Origin of the sequence: Marinobacter alexandrii (assembly GCA_039984955.1) — a bacterium.
GTDB lineage: Bacteria > Bacteroidota > Bacteroidia > Cytophagales > Cyclobacteriaceae > Ekhidna.
In genome coordinates, this window is record JBDWTN010000008.1 from 1 (window position 1) to 20120 (window position 20120).

A 20120-nucleotide genomic window follows, 5' to 3' on the forward strand; every position below is an offset into this window, starting at 1 on the left:
CAAATACGAGCTATTCAACAGCTCATCAGCAGCTTATCTATTCAAGATCATTAGAAGATTCAATGAAGCTCATTCAAAAGGTAAGACAGTAAAAATCTACTGGAGCTGTAATTCAAATAATGAGAATGAAATGGTAGAAACAGGGATGGATCTAGCAGAGATGTGCGATTTCAAATTTAAGATTTCATACCTCTAACATTATTCCCAATGATTTTTAAATAAAATAAGTAGTAGTTTTTTTGTTTGTATGTAAGGCAGCTTTTAACAAAGGCTGTCTTTTTTACCTTGCCACCGCTCGTATCATCTCCTTTGACTCATCTTCTAAATTGATGTAGTTGATTTTTTCCATACGAGTTATCTCTAGGCTATAGAAATCAAACTCCTCTACAACCTTACCAACTAAACAATAAATACCTCTTCCACGGAAAGGGTATCGTGCTGCAGAAGGAGGAAAGTGGACAGTGTCTATAAATTGTCCTTCGCGATCAATGAAGGTTCCAAAATTCATTCGTTTTCCATTTGTAGTTCCAGTGTTTTTAATGGTAACCAAATAGCCAAACATCGTTACATGTTGATTTAGATGTTGAGGCAAATCTTTTGAAAATGCTCCTATCTCTTTCGTTTCCACTAGATCGAATGGGCTGCATAGAGGAAACCCAAGTAAATCCATCTCATCTAACGCATCTTCTCTCTTATCATAATGAAGTGGAGGAAGAACCCATTGTTTGATAGGTACTTTAAAAAGACCATTCCTTACTTTACTAACTCCCGCCCCCATTGCAAAATGTACTTGCCATAAGATATCTTTCTTAACGCCAAATTCTCGAAGTGCTCCTATACGAACAAGTAGCTTTATTTGCTCTAGCGATGTATTCATTCGGTGAATAAAATCATGGATGTCCAGGAATTGTCCATTTTTTTCTCGCTCAAGGATGACTTCTTCAATCGTACTTCGATTCAAATCTTTAACCATCCCAAGCCCCAGGTATATGGTTTTACCAAAAATCACTGTTAAGTTTTCACTATGGTTTACACAGGGAGCTTCTATCTCTGCTCCATTCATCCGAGCTTCATGTACATAAAACTCTGGTCTGTAAAATCCACCACCGTTGTTGATCACAGCCACCATATATTCTAGCGGGTAGTATGTTTTGAGATAAAGGGCTTGATAGCTTTCTACAGCATAAGATGCCGAATGACCTTTTGCAAAAGCATAGCCAGCAAAGCTTTCTATTTGGCGCCAAATATCTGCAGAAAGCTCGTATGAGTGACCGATATCTTGACAATTGATAAAAAACTTATCCTTTACTTTCTGAAATTCGTCACGCGACCGATACTTGCCAGACATTCCTCGGCGTAGCATGTCAGCTTCACCGAGATTAAGTTTTGCAAACAGGTGAGCTACTTTTATCACATCTTCCTGATAGACCATTACACCATAGGTGTCCGGCATAATCTCCTGTAAAATTGGATGTGCATCTTTTCGGCGTTCTTCATGCCGATATCGTAGAATATATTCCCGCATCATGCCAGATTTAGCAACTCCGGGCCGGATGATGGAGCTGGCAGCTACCAGCCCTAAGTATTCATTCACCTGCAGTTTTTTCATGAGCATCCGCATGGCAGGAGATTCAATATAGAAGCATCCAATGGCATCAGCATTTTGAAGCTTATTATTCAGTTTAGGATCACCTTTGAAAGACTTGAAATTGTGAATATCTACTTCAGGATCGTCCGGACAATTTTTGCTAATGACTTCCAACGAGTCTCGGATCTTTCCTAGTCCACGTTGGCTTAAAATATCAAACTTGAAGAGTCCTACATCTTCCGCAATGATCATATCAAAATGAGTAACCGGATATCCTTTTGGAGGTAATGAAGTGGCTGTGAAGTAATGGATGGATCGATTAGCAATCAATATCCCTCCTGCATGTATACTTAGGTGACTGGGGAAGTTGGTTAGCCTCGCTCCATATCTACGTATCAACTGACCAATATGATCCAGATCTTTTTCTTCTGTTTGGCCGACCTTTTCAATTTCTTGAGGCGGTAATCCAAATACTTTCCCCAACTCGCGGATGATCGCTCTATTTTGAAAAGTACTATAAGTGGCTAGAAGCGAGACCTGATTATCTTTTCCAAACCGTTCAAAAATATATCGGGTGATGTCGTCTCGATCTTTCCATGAAAAATCAATATCAAAGTCAGGAGGGTTTTGTCGAAACAGATTAATAAACCGCTCAAAATACAGATCCAGTTCAACCGGGTCTACATCAGTGATTCTAAGAAGATACGCCACAATACTGTTAGCACCACTTCCTCTTCCTACATAGTAATAACCTTGTCTCCGGGCATACTCAAGAATATCCCAATTGATGAGAAAGTATGAAACGAACTTCTTGGACTTGATCATCTGTAATTCCATATCCAATCGATCTAATATTTCCCGACTGGGAGTATTACCATAGCGATAAGGAAGCCCTTCGTAGCATAATTCGGTGATTTTGTCCATATCCTCTTCTTTAGAGGTAGAGTATACTGTCAGGTTTTGATGATTTTCAATATCATTGAATAGAAACTCAATAGAACATTGTTCTAAGATGTTTTTAGTGTTGACAATGATCTGAGGATAATCTTTAAAAGATTCAAACAACTTCCCAATCGGATACATCACATCGTTAGGGCTGCCTTCCTCGTCTTTTGAAAGTTTACTTAATAAGGTGTTATTATCAATGCTCCTAAGTAGACGATGCATATTGAAATGAACCTTATTTTTTTCACCATCTTTAAATGAAACAGTTTGTAAAATCACCAACTTATCTAAGGAGTTCTTCCACTTAGTCCAGGGTAGTTTTATGGTTTCTTGAGGGCGAATGCCTAAAAATTCATTCTTCCGAAGTTTATCTTTAGATGAAAACGGAAAAGGGTAGATGATAAACGCATTTTTAAATTTTGGAGCTTTATCAGGGAATGCTATTTTTTCATGTAAATGGTAGGAGAGGTATTCATTAAGTTCTTGAAACCCTTGATTATTTTTTGCTATCCCTATAAATTTTTGCTGGACACCATTTCTGAAATCGATCCCTAAAATGGGTCGGATGTCATAATCAGGAGCTAATCGAACAAAGTTTAAGCATCCGGCAGTGGAATTAATATCCGTTAATACCATTTCGCTAATACCACATTCACGAGCATTAGATAGTAAATCTTCCTCAGAGAGTGTCCCATATTTGAAACTGTAATATGTATGTGTATTGATATACATCATTCAGTCTTAGAAACCCTCGTATCTCCTTTGAATGGGTTGAATGTGCGTATTGCATTGACACCTAAAGCTTTGGCTCGAACGATGGAGCGATCTCCATGTTTTTTTCTTAGCCAATCCATTTCTTGATACAAATTGATGATCTCTCCCGAATCTTCAAATAGGTTAATTTGGTAGTTACCATGAACTAAGCTGCTAAATCGTACACCAACTAATCTTACGAGTAGTCTACGGTCGTATAATTTATCAAATAGTTCAGTCACCTTTGGAATGAGAATATGATCTGCGGAGGTATAAGGAATACGAATCTGCTGAGTATATGTATTGAAGTCCGAATAGCGAACTTTTACAGCCACACAAGCAGTAAGTTTATTTTCTTCACGCAATTGATAAGCCAGATGTTCAGTCATCGCGAGGATGATATTTTTTAATCTGTTTATATCTGTTGTGTCTTTATTGAACGTCTGTTCCGTAGAAATAGACTTTCTTTCGGAATAAGGAATGACCGGTGAGCGATCAATTCCATTTGCTTTTTCCCACATGGAAGCTCCATTTTTTCCAAAAATTTGGACCAACATATCTTTTGGCATTTCTTGTAATGTCTGAACCTTTCTCACACCTAGCCCTCGGAGTGTTTGCTGTGTTTTACTACCGATCATGGGTATTTTTTTTACTGATAATGGAGCAAGAAAAGATCGTTCGCTACCAGATTTGACCCATATTTTGTTGTTGGGTTTAGCTTCACCTGTAGCTACTTTAGAGACTGTCTTGTTAATGGAAAGACCAAAAGAAATTGGTAGTCCGGTATGGTATATTACGTGATCTCTTAGTTCAGAAGCCATTTTGTAACACCCAAAAAAACGATCCATACCTGTGAGATCCGCATAAAACTCATCTATAGAAGTCTTTTCGAAAACAGGAACTTTTTCTTTTATGATTCCAGAAACATCCATTGAAAATTTAGTGTAATCGGCATGACTTCCTTTAATAATCGTAGCTTCTGGACAAAGCTGCATAGCTAATCTCATAGGCATGGCAGAGTGAACGCCAAACTTCCTTGCTTCGTAGCTACAAGCAGCTACTACACCACGGTCACTTGAGCCACCGATAAGGATAGGTTTACCATTTAAACGGCTATCCCTTAATCGCTCTACGGACACAAAAAATGTGTCTAAGTCCAAGTGTAGAATAAATGAATTTATCACAAAACAAAAATACTAATATTTTTAGTAAAATGTATTTCTGACTTAAATGGACTTTCGTCTATTAAGGGGCCTGACTTATCTAATTGCTTGTATGAACCCACTTAAAATAACTATCTTTCGAGTTGCCACCGGTGCTATAAATGAAAACTCAAAAAGAGATATTATTCTTATTTATAACGTTTCTGATAAGCCATCTCGCTGTAGCTCAGACTGAGCGACAAAAGCAGATGGTGGAATCTACCTATTCAGTAATCAAAAACATTGAATGGCCAAAGAAAGAATCGCCATTCAAGATCCACGTCATTACAACTGATGAGGACTTCAAGCAGCATTTCAGAAGTACGAGTAAAAATCAAAAGCTAGCAGGGAGAGATGTAGCTGTTAGTTTCACCGGTTATGTAATTGCTCCTCAAGGAGTGGATGTGATCTTTGTTGCCAATCAATATAATGCAACTATACCTACCTTATTGGATAGAGTTAGTGGTAAAGAAATATTACTTATCACGGATCAATATGATAAACAACTTGATGTAATGGTCAATTTTTTATCATCCAAGTCAGGAGAGTTGACACTCGAGTATAATCGGGCTAACATTAGTTATCAAGGGCTACAAGTAAAGTCAGGCATACAAGATCTTAAGGGTAGTGAAATAGATCTGGCAAAGATTTTTAAACAAGCTCGTGATTCGATTAGATCAATGGAACTTAGAACACAGCAGGCACAAGCCAGATTTGACTCAATGAGTTTTGATGTAGCAGCTGCAATTGGTATTTATCGACAACAGCAATCACTTATTCAGGAGCGTGATATGGAAATTGCTTTAAGGCAGAATCAGATAAAGAAACAAGGTGAAGTGCTTGATAGTCTATCTGCTGAATTTGCTGAATCAGAGAAGAGACTTATTGACCTAACTCAAACATTGGAATCACGAGAGGCTGAACTACTTACTCTAGGAACTGAGATTGCTGAGCAGAGAGATAATGTAGCAGAAGGGAACAAAATTCTTGATGAACAAAAGAAACGTATTGCAGATCAGAATGATGAGATCGCTCAGCGTGAGAGCAGACTCGAAGAAATGTCTACTGTGGTTGATTCACAGCAGAGTGCACTTGTTTTTCTAGTCCTATTCTTGGTAGCTGTGGTCGGCTTTTCATTCCTGATTTTTACTGCCTACAGAGCGAGAAAGAAAGCAGCCAAAAAGTTGGCTGAGCAAAAAGAAGACTTAGGAAGACTGGTGGAAGAGTTAAAGGAGACACAATCCCAACTTGTACAATCTGAAAAGATGGCTTCTTTAGGTGTGCTGACAGCAGGTATTGCTCACGAAATCAATAATGCGATAAATTTCGTATACTCTGGAATTCATGTTTTGAGTGATAAATTTTCTGAGATAAGACCAGTGATTTCACAGGTTACCGAACTAAAAGAAGAAGAAGCTGATTTAAAGAAGTCCATTAAGGATTTAGTTAAGCAACGTGAAGAGGTAGGGTATGATGAAGCTCAATTAGTTATTGATCAAATGATCAATAGCATTCAGGTTGGAGCAGAGCGAACTACTGAGATTGTGAAGGGGCTAAGGATTTTTTCCAGGTCTGAGACTGAAAAGAAGACGAAAATTGATATCCACAATGATATTGATGTAGCCTTACTGCTACTAAATAGTCGTCATAAAGATGTGATAAAGATTGAGAAGAATTTTGCTGATGAAGTATTGGAAGTTGATGGATTTAAAGGTCAATTAAGTCAAGCGTTCTTGAATATTATCAGTAATTCAATTGATTCCTTGAATGAAAATGGAGGAAAAGGAAATATCAATATTGTAACAGATACAAATGGAAAAGAAATAGAAGTAAAAATAGTGGATAATGGTGTTGGTATGAGCAAAGAAGAAATTTTGAAAATTTTTGATCCATTTTATACGACCAAAAAAGTGGGAGCGGGAACAGGCTTAGGACTTTCAATTACGTATGGAATTATTGAAAGACATGGAGGAACCATTTCGGTTAATTCTAAGCCTACTGAGGGGGCTGAATTTATAATTAAACTACCATTAGCAAGCTAAGTATAATGAATGAACTCAAACCATCACTGATCTACCTAGACGATGAAGAGATCAATCTTATTCTCTTTAAAGAGATGTTTAAAAGAGATTTTGAAATTTTTACAACAACATCTCCTGAAGACGCGATTGAGTATGTGAAGAATAATAGCCTGGACTATATATTGACGGATCAACTGATGCCAGTGATGACAGGCGTGGAGTTTCTCAAAGAATTGAGAGAAATGGGAGTTTCAGCAGATCCAATGAAAGTAATCATTTCTGGATTTACGCAAGAAGGAGAAGTAGATGAGGCTTTGGAAACCAAACTGATAGATAGTTTCGTTAGCAAGCCATGGTCTTATCAAAATTTAAAAGAATTATTACTCAATAGAGCTGCTTAGGGCTCAAAAGAGTTAGTTAATATTAGATGAATTAATTTTATACCTTGAATCAATTACACATGAGTGAGAGTAAACCCGCAGTAGTTTATCTGGATGATGAGGAGATAAATCTTATTTTGTTCAGAGAAATGTTCAAAAGAGATTTTGATGTGTTTACAACTACTTATCCGCAAGAGGCTCTGGATTACCTGAAAGAGAACAATGTAGAGTTTGTTTTCACTGATCAAAGAATGCCTATTATGACAGGCGTGGAGTTCTTAAAAGAACTTGAAGGAAGTAATATTCCTGCCGTCCCTAAGAAGGTAATGATCTCAGGTTATGCAGCTGAAGGAGATGTAAGTGAGGCTATCGAGAAAAATTTGATCGACAGATTCATTGACAAACCGTGGACGTATCAAGGACTCAAAGAAGTAATTAGTACTATATAGGCTATTTATCAAGTCTCTTTTTCAATACCTCTAATCCTAAGTTTCCTGTAGATCCAAGATGTGAGCTTTTCTTGATATGTGCTGATGTATCTTTCATTGTCAGGTTATCAAGATTATTTCCTATTTCCTTATATGCTTCTCTAAAAGGAATTCCCTTTTTCACCAATTCGTAAGCTTCATCAGCGGCATATAATTCAGGGTAAATTTTGCTTTCCAAAATATCAGTATTTATGTTCAGATTTTTAATGAGCATAGAAGCGGCTCTAATCATAGATTGACCAGTAGAAAATGCAATAATGATTGGTTCTTTCGTCAATTGAAGATCTCTGTGATATCCTGAAATCAGATTTGATGTGATTTGCTGTAATTTATGTTGCTCAGCAATCACCTGCTGATGTTTTGCACGCATCAATTCTGCTACATCCAGATTTTTCTTTTGAGGCATTATGGAAGAACCAGTAGTTAACTCATCACTGATGCTAAATAGACCAAATTCTTTTGAAGAGAAGAGAATCAAATCGCTTGCAAGCTGGGATAAAATACTAGTCACTGTTGAAATGGCATGTACAATTGAAGCTTCCCACCTTCCTCTGGAGAATTGAGCAGTCATTGAGATGGTCATTGGAGCTTTGAAGCCCAATTCAGCAGCGATTTCTTCACGGGGCAAATCAAGGTTTACGCCATAACCTGCCGCAGTTCCCAGAGGACAGTAGTCAATCGTTTCTTGCGTGAAATTGATAATTTCCTTACTCGAGATGAGCATCTCTGCATACGAAGCAGCCCACATTCCAACGGACGATACCATAGCTGGTTGTGTATGAGTGTAGCCAGGCATAGGCTGCCATTGGTACTCTTCAGCAAATGAGATAAACTGTTTAGTAAGGTCTTCAATAGCTGATGAGGCAAGATCAAGTTGATCTTTTTCATATAACCTCAATGCACAAAGAACTTGATCATTTCTTGATCGCCCGGTATGAATTTTCTTTCCTGCGTCTCCACATTCTTCGGTAAGGTATTCTTCGATAGCCGTATGCATATCTTCGTGCCTTTGCTCGATTGGAAATCCATTGGTTTTATCAAGTTCAAGTAGTTTTTCTAGTGCTGACTCAATGGCGTCAAATTCCTCTTTTGATAAAACATTGATTTTGAGAAGCCCTCTCGCATGTGCGAGAGAACCTCTAATATCATAGGGCAGAAGGTGCTGGTCCAAGAGATAATCATTTCCTACAGTGAATTCCTCTAGCCAAGAGCTTGATTCATTTTCTTGCCCCTCCTGTTTGCTCCAAATTTTACTCATGAAATAGCTTTTTTGTGTTCATTACTCTTTTTCACCTGATGGGCTGTCTTCTGAGGTAGATTCCATAATTCAATAAATCCTGGAGATGCTCCTTGATTGAAATCGGCAGACTTATTGAAAGTAGCCAGATTATGATCAAACAATGAATAACTGGAATCCAATGCAATAACTTCACAGTTTCCTTTATATAGTTTCAACTTGACCCACCCATTTACTTTCTTGTTTTGCTCATCAATATACGATCGAAGATTATCCATGACGGGCTCAAAGTACTTGGCTCCATAGCAGAGGTAAGCCCATTTTTGATCTATAATTGTCTTAAATTCGTTTTCCTCTCTAGTGGAAACTAATTGCTCAAGGTTTTTATGGGCTTGAATGAGAATGTGTGCTGCTGGATTTTCATAGATACCACGAACTTTGAGTCCAACAATTCTATCCTCTACCAGATGGAAATAGCCAACTCCGTTCGCACCGCCCACTTCGTTTAAGTGTTCGATGATCTCAGTTAATGGCATAGCTTTATAATTGATCTCTGTAGGAACCCCCTTTTCAAATGAAATGATAATTTCTGTTGACTCGTCTGGAGCTTGCTCTGGAGTCTTGCACCATTTGAGAATTTTCTCCAATGGTGGTACTAAAGCAGGGTTTTCGATCTCGCCTCCTTCACCAGTATTGGCCCACATATTTTCATCATAAGAATAAGGAGTTTCCTTTTTCTGGATAATAGGGATGCCATGTTTTTCTGCATAGGCAATCTCTTCTTCTCTTCCCATAGCCCATTCTCTTACAGGTGCAATGGTTTTGATAGAAGGATTGAGTGTGGTCATATACCCCTCAAATCTTACCTGATCGTTTCCTTTGCCGGTGCACCCATGAGCAACTACTTGACACCCGTGCTGCTCTGCAACCTCAATGGCTATTTTGGCGATCATCACTCGTCCTAAGGGGCAGCCTAAAGCATACCCACCCTGATAGTCGGCATTCGCTTTAATAGCTTCAGCACATAGTTCAGCAAAATCTTCCTTCGCATCTATCATGATGGCCTCCTTTGCTCCTAAGTAGATTGCTTTCTCTTTAATTGCTTGCATATCGTCTGCAGTTTGTCCTAAATCAATAGTAAGTGCGATTACATCACACTCATACTGCTCTTGAATCCATTTCAGCATGACGCTTGTGTCTAATCCTCCCGAATAGAGCAGTAGGCAGGTATCAAATTCGCCTTTTGCAGCTTCATGAGAGGCCGACTTGAAATATATATTTTCTGTATTCATTAGATTAAAATTTCGTTTTGTTTTATTGACTCTTCCGCTATTTCTCCTTTCTTCTCAATTAGAAAAGAGAAGAGGCCTTTACTCACAACCATTCTGTTTTTGGCCTGCTCGTAAATCAACGATTGTGCTGAATCCATTACTCCGTTAGTTACTTCAATTCCTCTGTGTGCAGGGAGGCAGTGCATAAACGCAGCGTCATTTAGACATAAACTCATCAACGATTCATTGATTTGGAAATCGCTAAATGATTTCAACTTTTCATCGTAAACATCTTCTTCGCCCATAGATACAAAAGTGTCCGCATAGAGTACTCTACTATGTGTAGCTGCCTCTTTAGCGCTTGAATAGCTCGTGAAAGATCCCTCATATTCTTCACATAGATTATTGAATTTTTGAAGAATTTCATTACTCCAGCCGTACTCTTCAGGACCTGAGAAGCCCATTGGATAACCAAGCATGATTCCTGCCTCTATTAGTGATTTAGCAACATTATTTGCATCTCCAATGAAAGAAATTGGTACTTTCTCTTCCCCATATTTTTGTTTAATAGTTAAGAAATCTGCAAGTGCCTGCATTGGATGATGTGTGTCTGACAATGCATTAATTATTGGGATTTCGGAATGTTGACAAAGCTTGAGTAAGGTATGATGATCAAAGACCCTGACAAATATGGCATCACACCATTGTGATACATTGAGTACAGTGTCTTTGAGAGATTCTCTTTCATCATGTCCTTCTATGGGCTTTGCATGAAGGATCTTACCTCCTAAAAAAGCAATTGGATCAATATGAATGACTTTGCCGCCTAATTGATTGATTGCTACTTCTGTGCCTACCCTTGTCCTCAGTGAAGGTTTCTCAAAGCAGAAAAGAATCGTTTTTTGATGCAAGGGTTCCTCGCTTGTTTCGTGTAAGTACGAGCTCAACTGGAGTACATACTCAAACTCGGCTTTTGATAGGTTGCCAACCTCCAGGAAGTGTTTCATTAAAAAAAATGTGAAATAGTAAATGAGAAAAAGACACGAACGTTTAGTCAGAAATGGGTGTGTGGATTACCCTTGCCTGAAACGCCTTATAAATGAATATGTGTTGTCTTTGTTCATTTGAGCTACAAAGATGTAACAGAAATATTGAGAAATAAAAATGTACAGTGTCAATTGGCCGAATTTTTATTTTAATTTCTTACGACCGTTCGCCAAACCTACTGGAGAGGAAAGCTCGACAGGATTAGGCTTGTCATTAGTAAAACGCTACACAGAACAAATTGGAGGTAAGGTGTGGTTTGATAGAGATGCATCAAAAGGAGCTACTTTTATTGTGGAATTACCTTCTTTATAGCTTTATTTTATCAAGTGTTGATCAGTAATATGCTCCACTACAGCATCGATAAATTCCTTTTTAACAGTGACATTTTCAGAGGGATTAATAATCGTATTTGACGCCCTCCAAATGACCGTTTCTTCGTCTTCACGATGTTTTTCCTTTAAATCATAAAGAGTAGCAATCATGAAATACTTATCAGGACGTTCATAATAGTTGGCATTATAGGTATGAAAAGATCTCCTTCTAAAATATAGTTTTTTGAATTTGTTATAGTCATCAGGCATCATGTATTCGTCATCGTTTTCATGAAGTACCTTGATGACCAAAACTCCATCTACATCGTTTTTTTCAATAAGACTGGTGATACTGTCCTGATTGTGATCGAGCTCAGTTACTTCTTGGGGGAAAATAGTGAGGCCTTCAATGGCATGGAATCCAGAAGTTTCAAGTCGAGTGACGGCTTCTTTTTCATAAAATTTTCGTGTTTCAATCTCATGAGACAAACCCATAACCACCAGCTTTGAAAAATGTGTCCCTTCGTATGGAATTCTCTTCCATTCATTATCAAAATCTGAAGAACAAGAAAACAAGACTAAACCAATGACGAGAATAAGATATCGGTGGATCATTCGTGAAAATAGAAAACCTTTTACATTTTTGATAATTAGTTGTACCTAAAGAGTATATGTTCCGAAAGGTTTTATTTGGAATGACATCTAATGAATTAAGATAAACCTTTACATGAAATACCTGTTTTCATTCATTTTAATTGTATTTGTAACACAAATAGCTTTAGCGCAAGATCCACTGGAAACTGAAAAGTGGCAACTTTTCTTTACAGAAAGACCCTATTTGGAAAAAGCGTTGAACATCAACGATGAGACTTTCTGGGATGTTGATGAAACTTATACGTACTACACTTCTTATCCTGTGCTCTTAGTTTATTCAGATGGCACATCCAGAGAGATTAATTGGTCTTTTGGAGGGCTTTCTACTTTGATCAATAAGCAAGAAGCATTAGAGGATATTGATTTTGAAAGATATGAAAAAGAGAATTTAGCCTATATCGTATTTGATGGATACTTACTAAAGAACCCTGAGATCGGCAATGCGATACAAGGTGACTTTATGATTGTGTATGCGGAAGGACCAATCAGCATTTACAGAGAATATTATTCTTCTCCAATCACTCGAGATAACACCTCTTCAGCATTTGCTATCTATAAAGAAAGCGAGCTTGAGGACGGCTTTTACCTTGGGAAATTTGAAAAGAAAGCAGCTAAATTGGTAGGTGACTATCCCAAGCTTGCGAAAAAGATCACGGATAAAATCATAGGTTACCGAAATGAAGAGGATGATTTGATTCGAATCGCAAAAGAGTATAATAGACTCGTAAAGGAAAATAATCCGTACAGATATGATGATCACTACCTGAAATTCTGGCAGGGTAGGTTTTAAAACTTTAATGATTACTCATACAAATATGAAACTAATAATTATTTCTTTTATATTTGTATGAGTAATTATATTCCTAATAGGAAAATAGAAGCAAAGAGCTAAAGACTCTTTTGATCAATAAGAATATGAAAGGAACATTTATTGGAGAGCTTGAGGAATTGATTCTACTAACAGCCGCTGCTCTAAAAGATGATGCGTACGGCGTAGCTATTGTTGCGGAAATCAAAGAGACAACTGGGAGAGAGATGAATATTGGAGCAATTCATACGGTTCTGAGGAGGTTAGAAGAAAAAGGATTTATGACCTCAGTCATGGGAGGCGCAACAAAGGAAAGAGGTGGTAGAAGAAAGCGGATTTACACGCTGACTCATGCAGGTCAAGCCACGCTGGATCAGGCATATGAAATCAGAAGCAAGCTTTACAAACGTATAAGACCCTCCTTGTCATGAATAACCTACCTCCAGGATGGGTATTACATTTTCTTCGATGGTTTTGTAGAAAAGATCATTTGGAGGAAATAGAAGGAGACTTATTCGAGATTTTCGATATCAAATCAAATTCTAAGAGCTATTCGTATGCCAAACAGACTTTTCTTTTTGATGTACTCAAATTTTTTAGATGGTCAAATTTCAAAAAACCAATCGTTATGAAATACTCGGTAAACAAAGGACTATGGAACCATAATCTCAAAATTTCCCTCAGAGTTCTTAAAAAGAATCTACTTTTTTCAGGGATAAACATTTCAGGATTGGTTCTGGGAATCACTGCATTTCTTATCTTACTACTTTACTATTTTCAGGAGAATAGTTACGATACATTCTTTCCAGATCATGAAAAGATCTACAGAATAGCAATCAATTCTCAGGATGACGGTCAATATCAGGAGTCTGCGAAAAGTCCTGTCCCCTTAATTGACCTATATCAAGAAACAGTATCTCAAGAAGCAACCTATAGTCGACTAATGCCATGGCCTGGTTATTTGAAATATGGCGCAGACGAGAAAAAGAAGGAAAATCAAATCGTATTTGCTGATGAATCAGTCTTCAGCATTTTCCCTCTTACGGTAGTTAAGGGATCGTTGAATAGTGCAATGAATGCGCCATTTCAATTAGTTATTACAGAACGTAAAGCGTCTCAGTATTTTGGAGAAGAAAATCCAATTGGAAAAACGTTGAGTTATGATGAAGGATCAGGTGAATTTGAGTTTAATATAGTAGCCGTCATAAAGGATTTACCTTTTAATACCCACTTCAATTTTGATTTTATAGCTTCATTTAAAAGCCTGGATCAGATCATTCCATGGCATGATAACTGGTTTTATCCATCAACATATCTGTATGCGAAATTTGAAAACCAAGGAAGCGTTGAAGTATTTGGAAAAACAGCACAGAAGATATTGGAGGAAAGAGGAAACCCCAATTACGTTGATAGTCAACCTGAAGTCATTCTTCAGCCAGTGACAAATATTCACTTATCTTCTAACCGACAAGGAGAATGGAAGTCTAATAATACGCAGATAGATACCAATTTCTTTTTGGCCCTCGGCATCTTCATTTTGTTAATCGCGGTTATCAACTATGTAAACCTTACAACCGCTAATGGGCAACAACGAACGAAAGAAATAGGCATTAAGAAAGCCATGGGATCGGATAAAGGACAGTTGTTAAAGCAATTTTTCTTAGAGTCTTTTCTGATGATCACTGTTTCTATTTTACTTTCCGGAATTTTTCTATTTCTTCTATGGAATCCTGTCGTTAGCCAATTATTAGATAAATCAATTTTGACTGATCTCCTGGCAAACCGGTATGCACTTGTTTGGCTTGTATCAGGCGCATTAATCCTTACGGGTATTTCAGGAGTTTATCCTGCATTCACAAGTATTCGATACAATTCTATCGATGTGATAAGAAATAATTTGGGGAAATACATGACCAAGGGAGTGCAGCGCAAAGTGTTAGTAACAGTACAATTTTCAATTTCGATGTTTTTGATCTTGTTTACTATGTTGTTGATCCGTCAGTATTATTATTTGCAAACCAAAAATATAGGTTTCGAAAAGGATTATGTAGTTGCGCTAAAGATGCTGGATGATCATGATGCAAAGAACTATGAAACCTTGAAAAGAGAGTTGAAAAACTTGTCATTTGTGGAAGAAGTGGCTGTTTCAAGCACACTGATTGGACTAGGACAAGGGTTTTATGGATTTACCGTGAAATTCCCGGAGTACTCTGATAATGGTGATTTTGAATGGTTCACCTTAGGCGTAGATGAAGACTATTTTAAGACTTTTGATATTGAATTGATAGTTGGCAGAAATTTTAGCGAAGAATTTAAGACTGACGAACGACAAGCATTTATTCTTAACAAAGCTGCAGCTGAGCAGATGGGTACTGTTGATGAGGTACTTGGTAAGGAAATGGAACTGACTGTCTACACAGGTCGTGCGGATAATAGAAAGGGAAAAGTTATTGGCGTTGTAGAGAACTTTCATTTTCAATCGTTGTATGAAAGTGTGAAACCTCTTGTTATTTATATCAACAAGCATCAACACTACACAGATTATTTGAATGTTAAGCTCACACCTGAAAGTTCTATTGTAGAACAAATAAATGCTATCGATGCTACTTATTCTGCTTTTAATAAAGATAAACCAATGGAACTGACATTTATTGAAGATGAAATAAAACGCACGTATCAGCGTGAATTAGCTGGAAGCAAAATTATGACATGGTTCACGATTCTTTCAATTTTCATCGCTTCTCTTGGCGCTTTTGGATTGGCTACTTACTCATTCAGAAGAAGAACCAAGGAAATAGGTGTACGTAAAGTTCTAGGAGCATCAGCAAAAGATATTACGCTGGTGCTAACAAAGGAGTATCTGATGATCATTATCATTTCATGTCTGATTTCATGGCCTGTATCATACTACCTGTCTCAGCAATGGTTAAATACCTATGCGTATTCAATCAATTTTGGTATAGCTGATTATTTGCTTGGGCTACTTATACTCATAATGGTTATCATTCTATCAAACTTGCAACAGATCTTATGGTCTATCAAATTGAGACCTGTTGACTATCTACGGGATGAATAGCTATCCACACACCATTTTTGACAAAGTAAATCTTGAAGGATAATCACTCATTCTTAAATGCTATTATCTCTTATACTGTTAATGATCTGTTAATTCTTCTAAAAGTGCCTTGAAAAGAGTTAGTTGATTGCAAATTAGTGCTCAAATCAAATTGACTAAACTATGCGCTACTCAGTCATTCTTCTGATCATATCCTTTGTATTCAATCTTAGCGCTCAAGAGGGTGATGTTGTCGGTGAAACACACAAGATTTATTCTGAAAGTTTGGATCAGCAGATAGATGTTCAAATTCATCTACCACAAGACTATGAAGAAGGAGGGAAAGATTATCCAACACTTTACATATTGGATGGCCAATGGTATTTCATGAATGGAGTAGCAATTAATGAATCGCTTAGAGGGGATAGAATCCTGCCAAAATTTATTGTTATTGGAGTCAATATGGTTGATAGACCATATAGGTCAAAAATGTTTAATCAATGGGATTCCTTCATCACCTTTATTGAATCAGAGTTGGTTCCATATGTCAATAAATCATTTAGAACTTCGAGCGAGCGCATAATTTTTGGTTGGGAAAATAGTGGTTATCTAACAAGTGAACTGATTTTAAGAAAAGACAGTCCCTTTAATTATGCTATTGCTTCAAATGGAGCATATATTGATGAAGACACCCTTGAATCACTCAACACTGAAGAGGAAAGGTTTTTATTCATTGCCGGCTCAAAAAAAGATATTTATTCCATAGATGCTTCTGATCAAGCAGCTCAAACTTTATCGTCAATAGATGCCGCAGGACTCAATTGGAAGTATCAACTTTTTAATGAAGAAGAACATGAGTCTCTAGCTTACATTTCGATTTATCAGGGGCTTAAATTTTTCTACCATAACTATGGTCCATTGGTCTTCAGTAGTCTTGATGAGTTCCGTAATAAAGGAGGTATTCCTTTTTTGAATCAGTATTTCAAAGAGCGCGGCGAGAGGTTTAATGTTTCAATTGAAATTGATAATTCTACTAAGAATAGCCTTATATGGCTCTCTTGGAAAAGAGACAAATTCGAAGCGTTTGATCTATTCATGACTGAGTTTGAAGATGTACTTTCTACACGCAGGTACGCTAATGCCTACTGGCAGAACAGACTTGCTCAATATTACCTGAAGTATCGATCGTATGATAAAGCCATTACATTTTTTGAAAGAGGCATTGAACAATATTCTGATGAAAAGTATATGGTAGCTATGTATATAGGATTGGGGTCAGCTTACCATGGAAAAGGGAATAAGAAGCTTACAAAGAAGTATCTACAAAAGGGTGTTGAACTTGCTCAGGTAAATAATGATCCAAAATTGAAAGAATATCAAGAACTGCTCAGACAAATAGTAAACTAGGACTCTTAACGTTTGATATCTTAGTTTTACTACATGAAAAATCTATTTTTAGCAATTTTTCTCTTTCTGGGTTTATGTACACTTACTCTTGCTCAAGAGGATGTAAACATTGTGGCTGTTATTGATAAGCTAACCATCAGGTGGGATGAAACAGCCATTAAGCTTAAAGACTATCAGGGTGTTCAGGAATTTTGCTTGACAAAAGATTATAAAGCTGAAACAATAGAATTATTGGATATGATCCACCATTGGGATACAAGCTTATATTTCATTGTAAAAGAGAAATTTGACACCAATGAAGACAAGGAGGCAGCAGCAACATTAAAAGACATTGAAAAACTGGAATCTGAATATTCTACAGAAAAATTTAAGCTCTTTATGCAGGATGAGTGCAATTCATTGAAAATTATTCAAGATTCCTTTGACGAAGAAACTATTCGGAAATATGAAAAAGGCATCAAGAGTTTTGAGAAAGAATTGGTCAAGTACGTCAATAGCATTACCTACCGAATAGACATCATTGATGAGCATGTTCATCATTTGAAGTTTGAATGAGAGATGTATCACCGGGTGGATTGATGTTATAGAGGACTAGCTAAACTCGCTTAGTCCCCTAATTGCTGAATATCTATCTCAAATGCGCTAATTAGAATCGCTTTTTGTAGTTCTTAGTTGCCAACTTAGAAGGAGATAAGTCAAAGTAATCTTTTACAGCGTTATAATCTGAATAATCTATTCTGCCTGAGAATTGAGCAGGTACCACTACTACTCTGGCAATCCAATTATCAGTAAGATCCGCACCCAAGCCATCCAAGTCTACTGTGCCGTCCAGAAAGACATTGGCATCAAACTTTGTGAAGTCGTAGTTGTAAGCCAATACTCCATCTGTGAAGTAAAGTGTTTGTGGTAAGGCTCTCCAGACTTCAGCGCCATCATCGGTTACACCCCATAAAAAGTAGACCAGCATTACATCGGAATCTAACACGGTGAAATCTCTTGGGATATTGAGAGTGACACTATAATCTGGAGCTGTGAAACTTAGTTCATATTCGAATGTAAACCCCTCGTCTCCATTCACTCCGTCTATTCCATCACGACCTGGAATACCCTCTGGACCAGGAGGACCTTGATTACAACTTACTGATACAATTCCGATAATTAATAAGAGAATATATAGCCTTTTCATCTGCAATTCATTTAGTGAAACATCTTAACCTTTGGTACATACTAAGTCAAAATGATGCCAAAAATGAAATTTGATCGTTTTGTAGATGGTTAATTGGTGCTTTTTCATCCACAATACTTTTCCTCATTTATACCTTATATGATTTGTATTATTTAAAGATTAGAACATAACCCATCTAATGTATTTATTCCATGACTATCAACTGCCTTAATCCCTCGATCAATCGACATTTTGCTCCTACCTATTATCAGTTGATAATATTAGCTTTGTTGAAGATTAAGCAAAACGTAAATAACTAGTTATGAGTGATTTAACTATTCCCATATTTGTTGTTAAAGAAGATGAAGTAGCTATTCAGACGTTTTATCAGAATGGGAAAAACTATATCCATTTTATATTTAAAGATAAATTCACATATGATTCATCTGTAACTGCAACGGAAGCTTGGAAAGAATACTGTGATAAGAGTCCAGGTAAAAATTTTGTACATATCTGGGATTGTCAAAATATGCAAGGTTTTGATAAGAAAGCGAAAGATCTATGGATGGAATACATGGATTCATACATAGGTCAAACCGAAAAAATAATTTTAGTATCAGATAATATTCTCATCAGAGGAGCTGCGAGAATTATGTCCAAATTCACAAAGCATAATCTAAGCATCTATAAGACCTTTTCTGAAATGAAAGAAGCAGAGCTATAATTTGATAGCCTTTCTCACTAGATTAATCCCAATAAAAGATGGTAAACAGAATTGTAAATGCTATAGCAGGAATTTTTATTTTGATAACCCTACTTCTTTCGATCTATGTCAATCAAAATTGGTTATGGTTCACATCATTTGTAGGAGCCAACTTACTACAGTCTTCATTTACTAAGTGGTGTTTGATGAATGATATTTTGAAAAAACTCGGGGTATCTGACTAATTCGAGTTATTTAAAAATTAACTGGTTGATCAGCAATAGTCTTATTCATGACTTTTTTGACACAACTCATCTGCTATTCTTGACTTTTCATACAAAAAATGAAACACTGCTCTCAAAATTCGTTAACAGTTATCAGGACTTAAAATCGAAATCATGAAAGCAAAAGAAATATTATTGATAGTGTATTTGACTATTTTGACAATCACTATTTTGATCGGATGAAATAATTTTTGATTATTAATATCAAATTTTTTTAAGACCTTATTCCTTGAGACATGAGATGTTTATTTTCTTTTGTCCCATACCATTTTCAACATCCTTCAATTCTGTATGCCTCACTTTCTGTTACATACTAACAATAACACTATTACATCTGAAAAAGAAGGGACATTTCTTAAAGCCATCCATGATGAGGCGGTAGCCAGCAGGCTATTTGCGGAATCTGACATCAAAGTAAGAATTGAGCGATTTGAAAAGTCAATGGTAGGGGGGAAGTTAGATCATCCATTTATTCATGTGTTTGGCTATATCATGCAGGGCCGAACAACCGAGCAAAAAGCAGCGCTATCGAAATCCATTGTTATTAAGCTGAATGAAATGCTGCCACATGTACCAGCTATCGCTATGAATGTTTCAGATTTTGAAGCAACAACTTACTTCAATAAAGCGAAGCTTTAGGATAGATTGAAACTTGCCTTTGGTTGCCAAAACATATAGTAAACATTAGATCAAACGATTCCTAGAGGTTATTATAACAAATAACGTTTGAACTTTAAGATTTATTCTTGAAAGGCTAATCACTTACTTTTTGTTATTTTTGAGTACCGTATTTGTTTAAAT

Annotated in this window: 20 protein-coding genes; 13 read left to right on the plus strand and 7 right to left on the minus strand. The window is 36.8% G+C overall.

The features are described 5' to 3' along the window. Positions 1 to 196, plus strand: a 196-nt coding sequence (locus ABJQ32_20865) for a SiaC family regulatory phosphoprotein (GenBank protein ID MEP5292117.1), incomplete at its 5' end; no start/stop codon positions are given. An 84-nt stretch (positions 197 to 280) separates the two neighbouring features. On the opposite strand, the gene dnaE is transcribed toward ABJQ32_20865, so the two are convergent. Together dnaE and dinB are read right to left on the minus strand one after the other, a co-directional pair. Beyond that, positions 281 to 3265: a DNA polymerase III subunit alpha gene (gene dnaE, locus ABJQ32_20870; GenBank protein MEP5292118.1), complete on the minus strand. Its 2985-nt coding sequence runs from the start codon at positions 3263 to 3265 to the stop codon at positions 281 to 283. Then, positions 3265 to 4446, minus strand: coding sequence for a DNA polymerase IV (gene dinB / locus ABJQ32_20875; GenBank protein MEP5292119.1), 1182 nt, complete (start codon positions 4444 to 4446; stop codon positions 3265 to 3267). The genes dnaE and dinB overlap by 1 nt, the downstream gene beginning before the upstream one ends. A 164-nt stretch (positions 4447 to 4610) precedes the next feature. Between dinB and ABJQ32_20880 the strand changes: the two genes are divergently transcribed. From ABJQ32_20880 to ABJQ32_20890, 3 genes are read left to right on the plus strand one after another with little or no spacing between them, the layout of a single operon-like run. Further along, positions 4611 to 6530: a YfiR/HmsC family protein gene (locus ABJQ32_20880; GenBank protein MEP5292120.1), complete on the plus strand. Its 1920-nt coding sequence runs from the start codon at positions 4611 to 4613 to the stop codon at positions 6528 to 6530. A gap of 5 nt (positions 6531 to 6535) precedes the next feature. Continuing rightward, positions 6536 to 6910, plus strand: coding sequence for a response regulator (locus tag ABJQ32_20885; protein MEP5292121.1), 375 nt, complete (start codon positions 6536 to 6538; stop codon positions 6908 to 6910). A gap of 59 nt (positions 6911 to 6969) precedes the next feature. Then, a complete protein-coding gene (locus ABJQ32_20890) occupies positions 6970 to 7338 on the plus strand; it encodes a response regulator (protein ID MEP5292122.1) in 369 nt (122 codons plus the stop codon). Between the two features lies 1 nt (position 7339). Here ABJQ32_20890 and argH read toward each other — a convergent pair whose 3' ends face one another. Genes argH through argF form a run of 3 tightly spaced genes read right to left on the minus strand, consistent with a single transcriptional unit; the run spans position 7340 to position 10892 of the window. Beyond that, the gene (argH, locus tag ABJQ32_20895) at positions 7340 to 8635 is read right to left on the minus strand and encodes an argininosuccinate lyase (GenBank protein MEP5292123.1); all 1296 of its coding nucleotides are present in this window, start codon (positions 8633 to 8635) and stop codon (positions 7340 to 7342) included. Further along, positions 8632 to 9906, minus strand: a complete 1275-nt coding sequence (locus ABJQ32_20900) for an argininosuccinate synthase (GenBank protein MEP5292124.1) — start codon at positions 9904 to 9906, stop codon at positions 8632 to 8634. The genes argH and ABJQ32_20900 overlap by 4 nt, the downstream gene beginning before the upstream one ends. Then, positions 9906 to 10892, minus strand: a complete 987-nt coding sequence (gene argF, locus ABJQ32_20905; GenBank protein MEP5292125.1) for an ornithine carbamoyltransferase — start codon at positions 10890 to 10892, stop codon at positions 9906 to 9908. The genes ABJQ32_20900 and argF overlap by 1 nt, the downstream gene beginning before the upstream one ends. 157 nt (positions 10893 to 11049) lie before the next feature. On the opposite strand from argF, the gene ABJQ32_20910 reads away from it, so the two are divergent. Further along, entirely contained in the window at positions 11050 to 11244 is a 195-nt protein-coding gene (locus tag ABJQ32_20910) for an ATP-binding protein (protein MEP5292126.1), read from the plus strand. Between the two features lie 2 nt (positions 11245 to 11246). Here ABJQ32_20910 and ABJQ32_20915 read toward each other — a convergent pair whose 3' ends face one another. Further along, a complete protein-coding gene (locus tag ABJQ32_20915; protein ID MEP5292127.1) occupies positions 11247 to 11858 on the minus strand; it encodes a hypothetical protein in 612 nt (203 codons plus the stop codon). Positions 11859 to 11970: 112 nt separating this feature from the next. Here ABJQ32_20915 and ABJQ32_20920 point away from each other — a divergent pair, with 112 nt between their 5' ends. The 5 genes from ABJQ32_20920 to ABJQ32_20940 all read left to right on the plus strand — a co-directional run bounded on the left by ABJQ32_20920 (position 11971) and on the right by ABJQ32_20940 (position 17722). Then, positions 11971 to 12687, plus strand: a complete 717-nt coding sequence (locus ABJQ32_20920; GenBank protein ID MEP5292128.1) for a hypothetical protein — start codon at positions 11971 to 11973, stop codon at positions 12685 to 12687. A 125-nt stretch (positions 12688 to 12812) separates the two neighbouring features. Further along, positions 12813 to 13136, plus strand: a complete 324-nt coding sequence (locus tag ABJQ32_20925) for a helix-turn-helix transcriptional regulator (protein MEP5292129.1) — start codon at positions 12813 to 12815, stop codon at positions 13134 to 13136. After that, positions 13133 to 15781: an FtsX-like permease family protein gene (locus tag ABJQ32_20930; protein MEP5292130.1), complete on the plus strand. Its 2649-nt coding sequence runs from the start codon at positions 13133 to 13135 to the stop codon at positions 15779 to 15781. Before ABJQ32_20925 ends, ABJQ32_20930 begins: the two co-directional genes overlap by 4 nt. A 162-nt stretch (positions 15782 to 15943) precedes the next feature. Next, positions 15944 to 17167 (plus strand): alpha/beta hydrolase-fold protein, encoded by a 1224-nt coding sequence (locus ABJQ32_20935; protein MEP5292131.1) that lies wholly within the window; start codon positions 15944 to 15946, stop codon positions 17165 to 17167. Positions 17168 to 17200: 33 nt separating this feature from the next. Beyond that, positions 17201 to 17722: a hypothetical protein gene (locus ABJQ32_20940; protein MEP5292132.1), complete on the plus strand. Its 522-nt coding sequence runs from the start codon at positions 17201 to 17203 to the stop codon at positions 17720 to 17722. Between the two features lie 91 nt (positions 17723 to 17813). On the opposite strand, the gene ABJQ32_20945 is transcribed toward ABJQ32_20940, so the two are convergent. Next, positions 17814 to 18353, minus strand: coding sequence for a hypothetical protein (locus ABJQ32_20945; GenBank protein ID MEP5292133.1), 540 nt, complete (start codon positions 18351 to 18353; stop codon positions 17814 to 17816). 301 nt (positions 18354 to 18654) lie between these two features. On the opposite strand from ABJQ32_20945, the gene ABJQ32_20950 reads away from it, so the two are divergent. From ABJQ32_20950 to ABJQ32_20960, 3 genes are all read left to right on the plus strand, one after another. Next, positions 18655 to 19056: a hypothetical protein gene (locus tag ABJQ32_20950; GenBank protein ID MEP5292134.1), complete on the plus strand. Its 402-nt coding sequence runs from the start codon at positions 18655 to 18657 to the stop codon at positions 19054 to 19056. Positions 19057 to 19094: 38 nt separating this feature from the next. After that, positions 19095 to 19280 (plus strand): DUF2892 domain-containing protein, encoded by a 186-nt coding sequence (locus ABJQ32_20955; protein ID MEP5292135.1) that lies wholly within the window; start codon positions 19095 to 19097, stop codon positions 19278 to 19280. 330 nt (positions 19281 to 19610) lie between these two features. Continuing rightward, complete coding sequence (locus tag ABJQ32_20960) at positions 19611 to 19958, plus strand: hypothetical protein (protein ID MEP5292136.1); 348 nt, start codon at positions 19611 to 19613, stop codon at positions 19956 to 19958. Positions 19959 to 20120 lie beyond the last annotated feature (162 nt).